Source organism: Thalassotalea sp. HSM 43 (assembly GCF_004752005.1).
GTDB lineage: Bacteria > Pseudomonadota > Gammaproteobacteria > Enterobacterales > Alteromonadaceae > Thalassotalea_A.
Genome location: NZ_CP038493.1, coordinates 625,654 through 641,267 on the forward strand (window position 1 = coordinate 625,654; position 15,614 = coordinate 641,267).

General features: G+C 42.2%; 11 protein-coding genes. 1 reads left to right on the forward strand and 10 read right to left on the reverse strand.

From position 1 onward, the window contains the following. Positions 1-9: 9 nt before the first annotated feature. The 10 genes from E2K93_RS02725 to wecA form a co-directional block, all read right to left on the reverse strand. A complete protein-coding gene (locus E2K93_RS02725) occupies positions 10-993 on the reverse strand; it encodes a hypothetical protein (protein ID WP_135437614.1) in 984 nt (327 codons plus the stop codon). Positions 994-1,036: 43 nt separating this feature from the next. Further along, entirely contained in the window at positions 1,037-4,846 is a 3,810-nt protein-coding gene (locus E2K93_RS02730; RefSeq protein WP_135437615.1) for an FkbM family methyltransferase, read from the reverse strand. Between the two features lie 16 nt (positions 4,847-4,862). Beyond that, the gene (wecC, locus tag E2K93_RS02735; RefSeq protein WP_135437616.1) at positions 4,863-6,128 is read right to left on the reverse strand and encodes a UDP-N-acetyl-D-mannosamine dehydrogenase; all 1,266 of its coding nucleotides are present in this window, start codon (positions 6,126-6,128) and stop codon (positions 4,863-4,865) included. A gap of 13 nt (positions 6,129-6,141) precedes the next feature. Beyond that, positions 6,142-7,272: a non-hydrolyzing UDP-N-acetylglucosamine 2-epimerase gene (gene wecB / locus E2K93_RS02740; RefSeq protein ID WP_135437617.1), complete on the reverse strand. Its 1,131-nt coding sequence runs from the start codon at positions 7,270-7,272 to the stop codon at positions 6,142-6,144. Between the two features lie 19 nt (positions 7,273-7,291). Beyond that, complete coding sequence (locus E2K93_RS02745; RefSeq protein ID WP_135437618.1) at positions 7,292-8,716, reverse strand: lipopolysaccharide biosynthesis protein; 1,425 nt, start codon at positions 8,714-8,716, stop codon at positions 7,292-7,294. 2 nt (positions 8,717-8,718) lie between these two features. Then, positions 8,719-9,369, reverse strand: coding sequence for an ABC transporter ATP-binding protein (locus E2K93_RS02750; protein ID WP_135437619.1), 651 nt, complete (start codon positions 9,367-9,369; stop codon positions 8,719-8,721). Beyond that, positions 9,366-10,151: an ABC transporter permease gene (locus E2K93_RS02755; RefSeq protein ID WP_135437620.1), complete on the reverse strand. Its 786-nt coding sequence runs from the start codon at positions 10,149-10,151 to the stop codon at positions 9,366-9,368. Before E2K93_RS02755 ends, E2K93_RS02750 begins: the two co-directional genes overlap by 4 nt. Before the next feature lie 4 nt (positions 10,152-10,155). Further along, positions 10,156-11,958 carry a polysaccharide biosynthesis/export family protein gene (locus E2K93_RS02760; protein ID WP_228445460.1) on the reverse strand — a complete coding sequence of 601 codons (1,803 nt, stop codon included), beginning with the start codon at positions 11,956-11,958 and terminating at the stop codon, positions 10,156-10,158. A gap of 2 nt (positions 11,959-11,960) precedes the next feature. Continuing rightward, entirely contained in the window at positions 11,961-12,317 is a 357-nt protein-coding gene (locus E2K93_RS02765; protein ID WP_135437621.1) for a hypothetical protein, read from the reverse strand. 200 nt (positions 12,318-12,517) lie between these two features. Then, positions 12,518-13,576, reverse strand: a complete 1,059-nt coding sequence (gene wecA / locus E2K93_RS02770; protein WP_135437622.1) for a UDP-N-acetylglucosamine--undecaprenyl-phosphate N-acetylglucosaminephosphotransferase — start codon at positions 13,574-13,576, stop codon at positions 12,518-12,520. Positions 13,577-14,090: 514 nt separating this feature from the next. Between wecA and E2K93_RS02775 the strand changes: the two genes are divergently transcribed. Then, on the forward strand, positions 14,091-15,572 hold the full coding sequence (locus tag E2K93_RS02775; protein ID WP_135437623.1) for a peptide MFS transporter: 1,482 nt from the start codon (positions 14,091-14,093) through the stop codon (positions 15,570-15,572). The last annotated feature ends 42 nt before the right edge of the window (positions 15,573-15,614 follow it).

The window sequence follows — 15,614 nt, forward strand, 5'->3', positions numbered from 1 at the left end:
ATGTTGCTCCTAGGACACGTTTGCGGCGATATATTGACTAATTAGTGTCGCAGCAGATTGCAGGACCATTTTCTCATCCAACTCAGGCATATCTTGGCCTGTAACCGACAAGTCATCCATGTGGCCATAAACCCGATCGGCATGACGTTGCAGTAATTCCAGCTCTTCGTTATTCCAATTATTGACTTGCTCGCAGTAACGTTGTGGCAAGGTAATTTTAGTGCCACGATATTTACCCGCTAATGGGAACGCCATTTTGTTTAAGAAATACTTGCGCACGGCCTCTGATTGGCTCTTATCGTCCTTTAACAATTGATTGATCAAGCGCAGAATTTCAGTGAGCTCCATACTTAAGGAAATGTTACTGCTTGCTGACTCAATGTCAGTTGCAAACGAGTCACTAAACTCCATACCGCAAGCGTCAAAGAACAAGGAGGATAAATCACTCTTTTGCCCTTGGGTCGGCACAATCACCACATCGACTGGCGCCACTTGAGACCACAACGCAATAGCGTGACCAAACGCATAATTAGACCAAATACCGCTTAAGCTACCACGTTGCGTGCGCAGCTGTTTAAAATAGCCGGGATAAGAAATACTCGCCCCGCCCTTGATAAGCTGTTGCCAAGATGAAGGAATAGCACTCGATAAACCGCGAATCGTAAAAACCACTCTATCTGGCGCGCCGACTTTATCAATAAAGTGCGCGATGCCTTGCTTACTCAAACAAGAAAGCGCTTCCGCTGAGATGACACTGTTAGGGGTTTTCGCTGAACGCAAGGCTTGCACTAAATCCTTGCCAAGTGCCTCTGGCACCGCAGGAAACCTCCAAGGAATATGCTCTCCACAGAGCGCATAACAGGCATGTTGTTGATTTAGCCTATTACCAGGATACGACCAGCCATGCTTTTTAAGGGCGGCTTGATTGCTAGATAAAATTTGTTGCAAAAAAGTGGTACCACTTTTCATCATACCAACGTGATATATTTTCATTTATCCCCCCTGCCTGTTGCGCTTGCAGCCAACTTAATAAACACTACGATTCCAGTTTTAAGACGTTATCTAATTGCTCAAACACAATCTCATAGCCATAGTTATCAATCAGATACTGACGATTTTGCAAACGAACTTGCGTTAATGCCTGCTGATCCATTGCTTGCCATTCGATAACTTTTTTTGCCGCACTTTTTACCGAATCGACTATCCAGTCTTCAGGATAAACACTGTCGGCACTAGGCCATGGCCAAACCAATGGTAAGGCGCCGGTGCAGGTGCCATCCGCTAATGCATAATGGAATGATTCTGTCTCACTCGGAGATAAAATATAATTAACGTTCTTGTACCATGTTTGCACGTCATTACCCCAACCGGTAAAGATCACCGCATCCTTTAATTGTGAATCCTCATCAATCATGCGATACAAATCGTAGTAATATTCAAGCTCGTGTTTACGCCCTGGACCATGCATAAATTCAAGATTTTCAGGTCGATGACCTTTAATATACAACTTAGCATCGACACCTTGTTGCAATAAGCTTTTGGTTAGCTTTAGAGCACGATCAAAGCGTTTTGTTTTTGGCGTGATGCCTACCATACCTAAACTGACTTGCTGATCTCGTTCAAACATGGGCAATAAATTGTCATTCAAAAAGTTGGCAATGACGACGGTTTTTTCTATTGGCCAGCCAAACAGTTCCACCGCTTTATCACGCACCAACGCCGATACGAAGATAAACTTGGTTACGTTATCAACATCGATTTTTTTACCAAAACGTTTCGCCTTATCGCGAACCTCTTGCGCATGTACACGAATATAAAGCGGCTTTTTGTTGACGTTATTTTGGCTATACCAGACCGCGTTAGCCAGTCCCCACTCGCAAAAAATAACATCCGATTCATACAGATACTGCATTGCCGCTTTTTCATCACCGTTACCCCACTGCCAATAATCCAATTGTACCGAGTAGTTCTTATCCTTTAGATAAGAGATGTACGGATATAAGAACTTTAAATCATTGCCTGCAAAGGTAATTTTCATTGCCTTGTCTTGTTCATCACCAATGAGAATTGGTGCTAAATTACTGGCAATAGTGGCAAAGCTATGTTGTTTACGAAGCTTGTCTGACAGTGCTTGATAATCAAATGGGGTATGACTTTCGATACACTCTACGCTGGCTTCAAAACCAGTAAAGTCGCTGACATAACATGGGTAATCGTCACCAAGTAAGTCTTTATTAATCTGTGATGGGTAGCATAACGTCGGGATCGATAAGGTGCCCATTTCAATCAGCTTCGTCGACACCTCTAAGGTATTATCTTCGAGATACGCATCGCGGTAACACCAAACCAATTGCATCGCTTTCATTAAGCCCATGGCTTGAAAGCGGTTCATATCGTTATAGACGGTGACAAAAGGCTTATCTAACAAACGATTCATCTCGGCAATAAACTCGTTGCGGCGCTCGCCTTTGGCTGTCACTTTTTGGGTGACCACATGTACGTTGATCTGATGCCCTTGATTAATTAATCTTTCACTCCAATTAATCAGGTGCTCTACGCCCCAGCCAGGCTGAACTTTGCCCGCGTAACCAATATTAATAACGCTGTTATCGACATTAGCCTCAACCAGTTTATCTTCGATATCCGCAGGTAATGACGGTGGCAACTGCACACTATCAAACGCAATATCGGTTAGTTCGGATAATTTGTTTCGAATTTGGCATGTTTGTGTCAGTACCGTGTTGGCGTTGTTTAAAATCGTTGGCAGTACCGCGAGTTTCTCTTCAGGTACCGAGAAACCATGTTCATCAACGGCATAAAAATCCGTTAAATACGGGTACACACGGCTGGCAAATGCTTTCTCATCCATAACCGCAGCCGTCACGTCTAAGCCGCGCAATACCACTGATTTTAAGCTGGCAATTTTGTCGTCTAAAAATTTAATCGCCTTAACCGCAGAGCTTGTGGTCAACGGCGCATTAAAGCCAATATGTTTAGGCTGCACAATAACCAAGTTGCCGGCATTAACGATGTTAGACAATACATTTTTGTCCGGATCAACATTGTCTTTTAATAACAATACGGTCGGCCCTACCTGCGACATTATCGAGCTTATAGACGATAACCAAATAGAAGAGCCATCAATCACATTTGGGCTAATGTCACCAAAAATCAAACAGCGAGAAGCAACCACTTGCTGCTGCTCAGCAAACGCTGAAAATTGATTGTTGGCAAAATCATAATCGATTGCCTCACTATCTAAATCACTACTTAGAAACTGGGTAGCGACATTTTCCATGATAATAGATGGCGACAACGATCTATCCCGAGAAAACGGGATAACCTGATATTCGAAAAAACACACCTCTGGTGGAAAGTCGATATCCACTAACAGGGTGCTCTTGTCCTGATAAAAATAACGGAACTTGCCATAACGTTTCGAATGAAACAGTTTGGTGGTCGCTATTTGCTCTACCGGTACGCCGTTATTATCAAAAAAGCGACATTTTAGAATCACTTTTTGCTCTGCCGGCAGTTCATTTTCGGTGGCTAGATTGAGGGTCAGTTTAAACTTGTTGCGCTGTTCTAAGTTAACGGCAATGGCTTTAGATGGCTGCTCTAAGTCGATAATTTGATTACTGCGGCCATCCAACAATGGCAACAATTCAACGTCCTGAAACTTGCCAAACTTACCTTGTGCCACTTGTTTTTTGTAATTATCTCGACGACGAAAATCATTGAATAGACGATACAAATCTTTCGGTAGATTTAGTACGCTTTTAGGACTGCGAACGCCGGCAAACAAGCTACCTAATTGATAGGTTAAACTGGTTCTTACGCCGGTTAATTTTTGTTGCAGTTCTTGCTTTTCAAATTGCAGCCCCTTGACTTTAGATTCTAACGACGCAATCAGTTTATCTTGCTGCTGAAACTTTTTATCTGCCTGATTTAACTCTATTTGGTAATGCTCAAGCTTTTGGTTTAGTGATTGAAACTGAGTTGATTTTTGCCTTAGCTCATCAACCAAAGGGGTAAACTCTTCTATTCGCTCAAGCTTTTGATGTGCGGTTTTCGCCATTCGACTTAAACGGTTATGGCGCAATATGTCTTTATAAGAATCCTGTACATTTTTATATTGTACTTGCGCTAGCTGCTGCTCCAAACTGACTTGGCTTTTAGGAATAAACAAATGGGTTAATGTCGCGTTGAACGTATCCCAATATAGGTATCCACGTTCAAACAACCAACTATATACCCACTTAAATTCTTCACTATTTAAGCACTCGATATAAATGATCGGCTGATCTTTACTGATCAGTGCTTCACCGCCTTTAAGAACCGCCAGTTCCATACCTTCAACATCAATCTTGATCAGCTTAACTGACTGTTGAAACGACAAACTGTCGAGATTGGCTACTTGAATATCACCTTGGCCGAGTGCCAAGGATTGTGCCCCCAAGTTTTGCGCATTTTCACTGGCAAAATGAGCATGATTGCCTGATTCACCAAGACCAAGATTGTGAATCGTTAAACTGGAGGTTAATTCATTGATCTTTTTACTGACTTCAAGCGCATCGCATAGAGATTTGTTCGGCTCAAAGCAAATAACATTAGCGCCCAAATTAGCAAGATATAAGGAATGATTGCCAATATTAGCACCGATATCTAAGACTAATTCGCCCGCCTCAATACGGGTTGCCATGTCACGAAGAATTTCTTCTTCGTAAGGTTTCTTATTCTTATAAATTTTGCCCTGAATATAATCGTTTTGGCGATTAGGCAGATAAATTTTATAAGGGCCACTGGCCGTGTTAATTTCAACCAAGTTGTCTACTGCATCACTCACGACACTTCGTACCCCATTAAAGCCAAATGCCTTTGCTATCGATTAATTTTTGCTGTTCGCCGAGTTCAATGGATGTCTCTTTAAACTGTTTGTGGTCAACGAGCATAACCAGTACGTCACTGTCACTCACGGCAGATTCTATATCCACTAACCTTGCATCGTGAGCAAGTAAATCATCAGGTAATGATTTTATGTTCGGCTCGACAATGGTTACTTGGCCTTGGTATTTTGCTGCCAATGCTTTACTAATATCGAGCGCTGGGCTTTCCCGTAAATCATCAATATTTGGCTTAAACGCTACGCCAAAACAGGCAATTTTAATATCATTGAGTTGCTTGCTGCTGTGATGAACAATATCAGAAATAGCCTGCTCTACTTTTTCTAACACCCAACCCGGTTTACCATCATTAACGGTACGTGCGGTATGAATAAGGCGAGCCAACTCTGGGGTTTTACTGACAATAAACCAAGGGTCAACGGCAATACAGTGGCCGCCGACACCTGGGCCTGGTTGCAAAATATTGACCCGCGGATGGCGATTGGCTAAAGCGATCAGTTCCCAGACATTGATGTCTAATTCATCACAAATTATCGAAAGCTCATTGGCAAAAGCGATATTGACATCACGAAAACTGTTTTCCGTTAATTTTGCCATTTCTGCGGTGCGGGCATTGGTAATAACACACTCACCGTGAACACATATTTTGTATAACTCAACCGCATACTGCGAGCATTTCGCTGTCATACCACCGATAACGCGATCATTTTCAACCAACTCTCTGATCACATGGCCTGGCAATACACGCTCAGGGCAATGCGCGACACGAATATCAGAGTCTTCGCCATGAGTTTGCGGAAAGGTTAAATCCGGTCGAGCTTGGGCTAACCATGCCGCCATTTGTTCGGTAGTCCCCACGGGAGAAGTCGATTCCAATACCACCAAGTCGCCCTTTTTCAAAACCGGTGCTATTGCATTAGCAGCGGATTGAATATAGGCCAGATCAGGTTGGTAGTTATCTTTAAACGGCGTTGGTACGGCGATTAAAAAAGCATCTGCAGGCTCAGCTGTTGTGGTCGCTTTTAAATAACCTTCGGTGACCGCTGCACGAACAACGATATCCAATTGCGGTTCAACAATATGAATATCACCTCTGTTTATGGTATCGACAGCGTGCTCATTGACGTCAACACCAATCACTTGAACTTTGCGTGAGGCAAACACGGCAGCGGTTGGCAAACCAATGTAGCCAAGACCAACAACAGATATGGTTTTAAAACTCATTTTCTAATCCTTATTAAAGCGATTCAGCATATTCAGCTAAGACGGCAGCGATTCGTTGACAGGCCTTACCATCACCATAAGGGTTGTGGGCAAAGCTCATTTCTTGATAAGCATTATCATCGGTCATTAATCGCTTAATTTGTTCATATATCGTATTGATATCGGTACCAACCAATTTCACCGTACCGGCTTGCAATGCCTCAGGTCGTTCAGTTGTATCTCGCATCACTAAGACCGGCTTACCTAATGATGGCGCTTCTTCTTGAATACCACCGGAGTCGGTCAATATGATGTGGGCTTTATTCATCAGATAAACAAATGGCAAATAATCTAATGGTTCAATCAAATGAATATTAGGTGAATTTGACAACAATCGATTAACCGGTTCACGTACATTTGGGTTTAAATGCATTGGGTAGACGATCTGGCTATCGGGAAAATCATTGGATACTTTTACCAGCGCTTCACATATACGCTCAAAGCCGCCACCAAAACTTTCTCGGCGGTGGCCAGTGACCAAAATCAGCTTGCTGTTGTCGTCAATGAAGTCGAATTTATCGGCAAATGATGAACGAATGTTTTCGTCAGTTTCAACCTTATCAACCACCTGCATTAAGGCATCAATAACCGTATTGCCGGTAATATGAATATCGGCTTCGTTGACGTTTTCTTTGCTTAAGTTGTCTGCTGATGTTTGCGTCGGAGCAAAATGCAACTTAGTGAGTGCGCCGGTAAGCTTGCGATTGGCTTCTTCTGGCCAAGGGGAGTAAATATTACCGGTACGCAGACCTGCTTCAACATGCCCTACCGCAATCTGTTTGTAATACGCCGCCAAACTTGCCGCAAATGTGGTGGCGGTATCGCCATGCACCAAGACAATATCCGCATCAAACTCAGCGAAAACGTCTTCCATACCTTTTAAGATATTACAGGTGACATCACTGAGACTTTGCCCTGGCTTCATGATGTTTAAATCAAAATCAGGCGTTAGATTAAATAGATCCAATACTTGATCAAGCATCTCGCGGTGTTGAGCAGTAACGCATACCTTGTGCTCAAATCTAGAGTCCTGATTCAGAGCAATGGCCAGTGGCGCCATTTTGATTGCTTCAGGGCGAGTGCCAAATACGGTTAATACTTTCATCTTGGTATATTTCTCTTATCTAATTCAATTCGTTTATGGTGGCCGCAACAATTCGATACACGCCAAAAAGCATTAATAAAATCACCGCAAATAGGGTTAAGTTATAAATAATCTTTGGGTACTTGTTATCTTCTGGCAAGGTTGGCGTTTCAACGACTACCAAAAATAGCAACTGTCGGTAGGCTTCAATACGGGCTTTTTCTAGGGATATAAGTGATGACGCGTAGGCTTGCATCGTCAATTCCAGTTCAATTTTGTAGTCAGAATAACGAGCTAACTTTTCACCGACGTTTAATGTCGGCGACTGACTGTCTTGACCAGACAAGCGTTTATTTTCCTGCTTCAACTGGGTTTCTAGGGCCGCGATAACACGCTTTAAACTGACCACCTGCGGTGAGTTTTCCGACATGATTTCCTGCAAGCTATATAACTCGGCTTTTTTCGCCGATATTTGGCTTTCCATGGTATAGGCAATTTCTTGATAAGCCGCGCCTTCCATTTCTGGATCGAGCAAATTATATTGACTTTGAAATGCCAACAAGGTTGCTTTTGCTTGCTCCATTCTATCGGCTACAACTTGGTGCTCGCCTTGCACAAACGCCAGCTGTTCTTTGGCGATTTGATGACTGATATTATTGATAAACCACTCGGCGCGTTTGACAATAATGCTGTTGAGTTGTTTGGCAAAGTCTTCCGAAAACGCTTGAGTTCTGACAGTGATTACTGACGATATTTCGTCGATCTCAATGTCAACTTTATCAATATAAAATTGCAGATAATCTTCTCGTGTATTCCAACCACTTAAACGACTAAAAAAGTCGATCTCCGAATTTGAATAGTGTCCTTTTAGGTCGAGTTCTTGCGCCAAATACTCAAGCATATCCATCGAGTGGATATAGGATTCAACCAACTGTGTATCCGTGCTTGCTGTGCTTACCCCAAGCCCTGACAGTATTGCCATAGAGGCATCCATAGTGGCCATATTATCAGGTTGACGCACAATCAATTTGGATTGGCTTTCATAGCGCGGCGATGCGAATACGACAAGATAAATACAAAAGATAAACCAAGGTAATACCACAAAGGCAAAAAACTGGTTTTGCGCCCAAGTTGGCAACTTACCGGTTAGCGCTTTGAAACGATAATTCAAGGTGGTTTCATCAACATCCGCTGCAGACTCTTTTGGGTCAGCTAAGCTCACCTCAAATACATAGGCTTGATCGGTTTGTAACTCAAGCTTGTATTGATGCAGTTTTTTCACAATAAACGGGCCATGCGGACGCAGCACATTCGCCCTTTTCATGATCAGGTAAGCTAATTCGAGATCATCGTTTTCGCGCTCAATCGCTTCATCGCGTAGCAATGACGCAGACTCCCAATCCAAAGGGCTTATCGAATTTTTAAATTGCGCCAAACGAGCTTCTAATTCTTTTATTTTTTTCATGCTTATAATCTTTGGTACTTATCGATGGCAACTTCCAAATCATTGAAAAACGCTAATTGCCCTTTGTGAATAATAATAGCACTGTCACAAAACTCTCTAACTTCATCCATATCGTGACTGACCATAATAACGTTGGCATCACGGCTGCGACTTAAGAGAAAATCTCTGGCTTTGCGTTTAAATTTCGGATCGCCAACCGATGTGGCTTCGTCAATTAGGTAAACATCAAAGCTAATCGACATACAACACGCAAACGCTAAGCGCGAACGCATACCCGATGAATAGGTCTTTACCGGTAAATCGTATTTTTGTCCTAACTCGGCGAAATCTCGTACCAAGTATTCGTATTCATCCAAGTTCTCCACGCCATTAACTCGGCCAATAAAACGGGTATTCTCCCGCCCGGTCATTTGTGGATGGATACCGGTTGCCAATGCCACCGGCCAGGAAATATTAAGGTTGGTAATTACACGACCATTATTTGGGTATTCACTACCTGCTAACATTCTAAATAAGGTCGACTTACCAGCACCGTTACGACCGAGTATGGCAATGTTATGATTCGACGGAATCTCAAAATTAATGTTATTGAGAATATATTGTCTACCTATCTTCGATGGGTAAAACTTGGTGAGATTCCTTAACGTGATCATCGGCTCACCACCTGTTTCCAAAACGCTTTGTAAACCGCCAAAGATAAAAACAAGGTGGTTAATGCAAACATCAACAGAAATTCAACACTCACGCCTTTTGCCGCAAACGTCGGATAAGCCGCGTCTCGTGACAACTCGACGGCATGTAAAAATGGATTCCAATCCAAGTAAGGCCAATACTGTTGCGGAATGTCTTTAAGACTGAAAAAAATGCCGGAGATAAAGAACATCGGCCGTAAAAGTAAATTTTCTAATTTACCGATTTCCGCCACAAATGCTTTGGCCACAGCAAACAACAAACCTAAGGCAACCGAAATCAGCCAAACCAAAACCACATAACTGATAACCAGCAGCGGATTGTAAATATAAAATTCAATACCAATCAGATAAATCAGCAACATGGTCACTAATATGACCGCGAAGATAACCAATAACTCAAACATCGCATTGGCTAATACCGCACTTATCGGTTGCACCTGCCTAAACGCAAACAACGCTTTGTTTTTTTGCACTGAACCTGAGACGCTGCGAAACGTCGATAAAAACAGTTGAATCATCAACATGCCATACATGATAAAAATCACCGTAGGCATACTATGGGTCGTCGGGCCGGCAAGCTGACTGCGTATAAAAGAGAAAGCAAAGACAAACAGTAAGGGATTAATTAATGCCCAACTGATGCCAACTTTGTCATTAAATTTACTTCTTATTTCACGCAAAAATATCGCAAAGATCACGTCTTGCCATATTTGCAGATTACTTCGCCGCCTTACCTCAGCCATAGCTCTAGTTATCCATCACCACATCAGCAGCAACCGCTATCTGATAGATAATCTGAGTAAGATCTTTCACTGTTTGCATTGTTTTCGCGACGGCTCTTGGTAACACTAGGATTTGATCACCGGGTTGCAACACTGGATTTTGCGCTGACGCTGACAACCAGCTGTCACTGTCGTCATCATGAAACGACACCATGCCATTGGCATGAACAATTAAAATTCGCTCGAAATTGGCTCGGTCGGTATAACCACCAGCCCAAGCAATGTAGTCGGTAATACTTGCTCTAGGATTAAATACCACAGACTGTGGCATCAACACTTCACCGCCAATATGCACCAACTGGGTTTTCTCAGGGATGATAATGATATCGCCCTGCTCAAGGTTTATATTAGCCAGCTTGCCACTTTCGGAAACCACCACCTTACCGAGCGGGTCGACTTGTTTGGCTCGTTGCACAAAACTTGAAACCAATGACGCTTCTTGCACTTGAATACTGGATTCACCGGTTGATGTCGCCGGTGTGGTATAAACACTGCGCTCTAATCGGTCCAAGGCTTGATCGATCATCTCTTTTTGTTTAACAGCTACCGATTCACGTAAAATATAAATATTGTCGAAATCCGCTAGCTCAGGATCAATCTGAACATGATTCAACAGATCATATAATTTGGTTGGCTTTTGTGCGGTAAAGTAACTTGGCCCTAAAAAACTGCCCTCTAACTTAATATCAAGAACCTGTGCATCCCAATCATCATTGAAAAACAATTTATCACCGTCACTCAATCTAAAATCAGAGAAGTCCTTTAATGGCATATACACCGAAAAAGGCCCGTCTTTGCGGGTGCCGATAACACCGACATGTGAAATTTTACTGAGCGGTTTTGAATACTTGGTCAACTCTTCGCCACTGGCATCGTATTCGAGAAACTCAAAACGAAACGGGTTTTTCGCGCCAGTTGTCACCACCACTGTCGAGCCTTGCGGTTCAACTAAAATGACGTCTTTATCTTTGAAATTAACTGCCGGCATAATGCCGTGGCGAATAAAATCATATAAGTCGATGGTTTCTAGTGTTTTGCCTTGTCGCACAATACGAATGCGACGATAACTGCCACGCTCTGCATCAATGCCACCGGCTCGCTTTAAAAAATATAAAATGCTATCTGAGGCCATGCCCGCATATTGCCCTGGGCGAATAACCGGACCAGAGATATATACGCTGACCGGTGTTGCGGTCAGCAAGTTTACGTAAATTTGCACATTTTGTTTGTACACAGTGCGCAGCTTACTGGTGACCACTTTATTGACTTGGCTAGCCGGTACATTTTGTACCTTAATCGGACCAACTTCCGGAATAAAAATATTACCCTGATTATCGACCGTGGTGACATCGGCATAATTAACCGCGCCCCATAACCAGATAGATAACTTATCTCCCGGCGCGATAAGGTAGTCATCATTTAAGCCGTCCATGCGCTCAGACTCATAGCCGCCGGCAAATAAGTTTGCACCGTATGGCGCTGGTAAACCTTCTTCAACGATAGGCAGTAGCTTGGTGATGTCTTGCTCACCTGGCAGTATGGTGTTATCTCGGTAGACTTGCATATACTCACCCTGAGATAGGGCTTGGGTATCCATGACTTGAGTCGATTCAGCACCTTCCAACTGGGTTAATGCTTCATTCGGCGTCATCACCCCTTGCAATGCTTGATTAGCCGCATCCATTTTTGCTGACTTGGGCAGTTCTGCTAGCGCGTTAACACTCGTCAAAAACATACCCAGCACGAGCGATTGCATCATCCTGTTCATCGCTAGGTTCCTTTATAATTATTATTTTGCATCAGTGGTGTGATGAAAAACCACTTATCGCTGTCTTTACAAGCCCGACGATTATTACCGTAATAATCTGACTTAGGGTTAAGTAATTGTTGGCCATCTTGGTGTTCAAATAAGCTGAAGGCAACACACCAACGTCCCATCGCTGAGACATAGGTATTCTCAACTAACACTTGCCCATATTCGGTAGAAAACTGTGTCCCTTTGTAGGCTTGATTAAAACCAATCCACATGGATTCAGGCAATAATTCAGCATTGGTGTAAGCAACTTGGGATTGCTCAATAAGTGGACGTTGAGCACTGACTTCAGGAACTGAAGTGCAAGCACTCAAAAAAACCAGGCCCGTAAAGCCGATAATGCATCTTAAGTAATTCATATTTTTATAATTAATTGTTTTTGTCGCGACTCATCTTAGTTTAGTCCAAAATGCTATTCTTGAACATTATCCTAAGCTTAACTCGTTAATAGCGCATCAAACTCAGTTTCTCCACATGCAGTTATCAGTAAGATAATGATAACTATATAGTTTAACTATTGAGTCTTGATAAAATAATTCAGTGCTTTGGTGCTTCTCAGTACCGCGTTATATATTGCAAATATAAACAAGTACAGAGCAAACATTAGGCTCTCTGTAACGTGAAACATTTCCCCTGCAATACCTATTGCTGACAACATCACTGACATGGTCACAATAATGGCTAGGGTTTGCCCTTGGCTATAGCCAAGGCGAAGTAAAATATGGTGGATGTGATCTCGGTCAGGTTTAAATGGCGAGTGGCCTTTTTTAACGCGACGAATAACGATAGCTAACATATCCATTAGGGGAATAGCGGTAATAAATAACGCGGCCACGGCGCTAAAGGAAGGGTCTGTTCCTTGTGAGCCTTCAGCAAGCAACCACACCACACTCAAACCGATAAACATCGAACCGGCATCGCCCATAAAAATCTTACGGGTTTTCCCCTCGGGAATACCAAGATTAAACAGTAAGAACGGCAATATGGCGGTGGTGACAATCAAGGCGTAACTGGTGTGATCGATTTGCCCCTGCAAAATAAACAACACCGCGATGCTAGCAAAGGTGTTGATACTCAATGCCCCGACCAAACCATCGATACCATCAATCATGTTAAAAGCGTTAATCGCAACAATGATAGCGAAATAGGTAAACGGAATACCTAGCCAACCTAAATCAATTGCGCCTAATGCAAACAAGTTGCCTAAATCCTGAATATAGGCGCCTACTCCATATATCATCAAACTGGCAATAATTAATTGGCCGACAAGGCGTACACTGACACTAAGGTCATACTTATCATCGACGGCACCAATAAATACCATCATCGCCGAAGCAATTAAGTACAATCGCAACTCTTGCGTATTAGGTAACCAAATAACGGTGGCGAACAATACCGCCAAAAAAATCGAGATACCACCGATTAGCGGTACATTGCCGCTGTGTGTTTTTCGTGCTGAAGGGGTGTCAACTAGACCAAATTCGATAGCAATAGGCTTCATCGCTTTAATCACGATAAAAGCACAGAGAAACGCTGTTAAAGCAGGATACAGAAATAGTGATACGTTAGTCATGCCAACCTACCTGGTGACTGCTGTACTTTACTAAAAAAATAAACTTTCCCCCATTGCTTAACATCCTTATTAATCAGTACTTGTAACTGCTTATGAACAAGTCAATATAATCCATGAAAGAAAATGTAAAGTATTTCAAAAGGATAGCCAAAAATATTAAGCACTTTATGAAAATCACTTCACAAACTTTTCAAGTTAAGATGCAAATTATAAAGATAAACCTTATTGATTTAAAGAACTTAGCAATAATAACTTTGTAAATTTGTGTACACAAAACAAGTGTATAAAAAATTACAACCACTTTTTTATACAATTGTGCAACAACCCGTGTATTTATTGCTCTACAAGCCATTGATTAACAACTTTATTACAAACCCATATAAAAATATGTTTACAGCATTCTTTAAACGAATTGTTACAAGTTGGTTATCTTTGCTTGCAATTGCCGTTTGCACTGGGGTATAACATTGCGGATTTTAAAAATTTATAAAAACTGTTAGTTAAGGAAGTTTTGATGTCTAACACAAATTCAGGCACCATATTTGGTCACCCGAAAGGTCTGTTTTTACTTTTCGGTACCGAAATGTGGGAGCGTATGAGTTACTACGGTATGCGTGGTATCTTTGTACTTTATTTAGTTGCCTTTGCCGCAAATTTTGGCTGGGATATGGCCTACTTTGGCATTGACCCTGCAGCAGCTGACGCGCAAGATCAATTAACCAAAGCACTTAATAAAAACGCTCTAGGCATATTAGGTATATACGCGTTTTGGGTATATGTAACACCAGTGCTAGGTGGCTGGATGGCCGATAACCATTGGGGGCAACGAAAAGCCATTATTGTCGGTGGTGTGTTAATGGCATTAGGCCAATTTACACTAGGTACGCCGCATTCAATGATCCCAGGTTTAGAAGTTGAATTCTTATACCTAGGTTTATTCTTACTTATCATGGGTAACGGTTTCTTCAAACCAAACATCTCCACCATGGTTGGTGACTTGTATACCGAAGGTGATAAACGTCGTGATGCGGCATTTACTATCTTCTATATGGGTATCAACTTAGGTTCTATCTTAGGCTACTTTGTCGTTGGTACTATCGGTGAAAAAATTAACTATCAATATGGTTTCTTAGTAGCCGGTGTAGGTATGTTGTTAGGTGTTATCCTGCAAATGTCTATGTCGAAGAAATTCTTAGGTAATGTTGGTGTTGAGCCGGCAGCTAAGAAAAGTGCCGACAATCAAGAAGCGTCTAACACACCATTAACGTCAGAAGAAAGAGATCGTGTTAAAGTAATTTTAATCATGTCTTTCTTTACCATTATATTCTGGTTAGGTTTTGAGCAAGCAGCAGGTTCAATGAATCTATTTGCTAAGCAAAAGACTGACCTTATGATGTTTGGTTTTGAAATCCCTGCATCATGGTTACAATCTGTAAACCCTATTTTCGTAATACTATTCGCTCCAATGTTTGCCGCAATGTGGCTTAAGATGGGTGCAGCAGAACCTAATTCTCCTAAAAAGTTTGCCATGGGTATGTTCTTCCTAGGCTTAGGTTTTATTTCAATGGTAATGGCAGCTATCCAAATTGGTGATAGCGATACCGCGAAAGCGAGCATTATCTGGTTAATTCTTGCCTATATGTTCCATACCATGGGTGAGCTATGTTTATCACCGATTGGTTTATCTCTGGTAACCAAATTAGCACCACTGAAATACACCTCTTTATTAATGGGTATGTGGTTCTTCTTCTCTGGTGTTGGTAACTATGCAGCAGCATGGGTTGGTCAAATGGTTGGTGATGTAGGTCCATTCGCTGCATTTATGGGTGTGGCGATCATGGCCTTTGTTGCAGGTATCCTGTTATGGTTAATCAGCGGCAAGTTAGTTGACTGGATGCACGGTGCTGAAGATAACCAACCTAAAGATCTTACTGAAAAGATTGAAGAAGAGTTATCTGTAACCGGTACTCACGAAGGTATCAAAGAGCAACACTAATCAGTTAGCTCAAACAGACGAATAAAACGGAAGCCAATGCTT

Coding starts and splice junctions, on each gene's coding strand:
- E2K93_RS02725 (WP_135437614.1), bottom strand. CDS start 993: ATGAAAATATATCACGTTGGTATGATGAAAAGTGGTACCACTTTTTTG.
- wecC (WP_135437616.1), bottom strand. CDS start 6,128: ATGAGTTTTAAAACCATATCTGTTGTTGGTCTTGGCTACATTGGTTTG.
- wecB (WP_135437617.1), bottom strand. CDS start 7,272: ATGAAAGTATTAACCGTATTTGGCACTCGCCCTGAAGCAATCAAAATG.
- E2K93_RS02745 (WP_135437618.1), bottom strand. CDS start 8,716: ATGAAAAAAATAAAAGAATTAGAAGCTCGTTTGGCGCAATTTAAAAAT.
- E2K93_RS02750 (WP_135437619.1), bottom strand. CDS start 9,369: ATGATCACGTTAAGGAATCTCACCAAGTTTTACCCATCGAAGATAGGT.
- E2K93_RS02755 (WP_135437620.1), bottom strand. CDS start 10,151: ATGGCTGAGGTAAGGCGGCGAAGTAATCTGCAAATATGGCAAGACGTG.
- E2K93_RS02760 (WP_228445460.1), bottom strand. CDS start 11,958: ATGAACAGGATGATGCAATCGCTCGTGCTGGGTATGTTTTTGACGAGT.
- wecA (WP_135437622.1), bottom strand. CDS start 13,576: ATGACTAACGTATCACTATTTCTGTATCCTGCTTTAACAGCGTTTCTC.
- E2K93_RS02775 (WP_135437623.1), top strand. CDS start 14,091: ATGTCTAACACAAATTCAGGCACCATATTTGGTCACCCGAAAGGTCTG.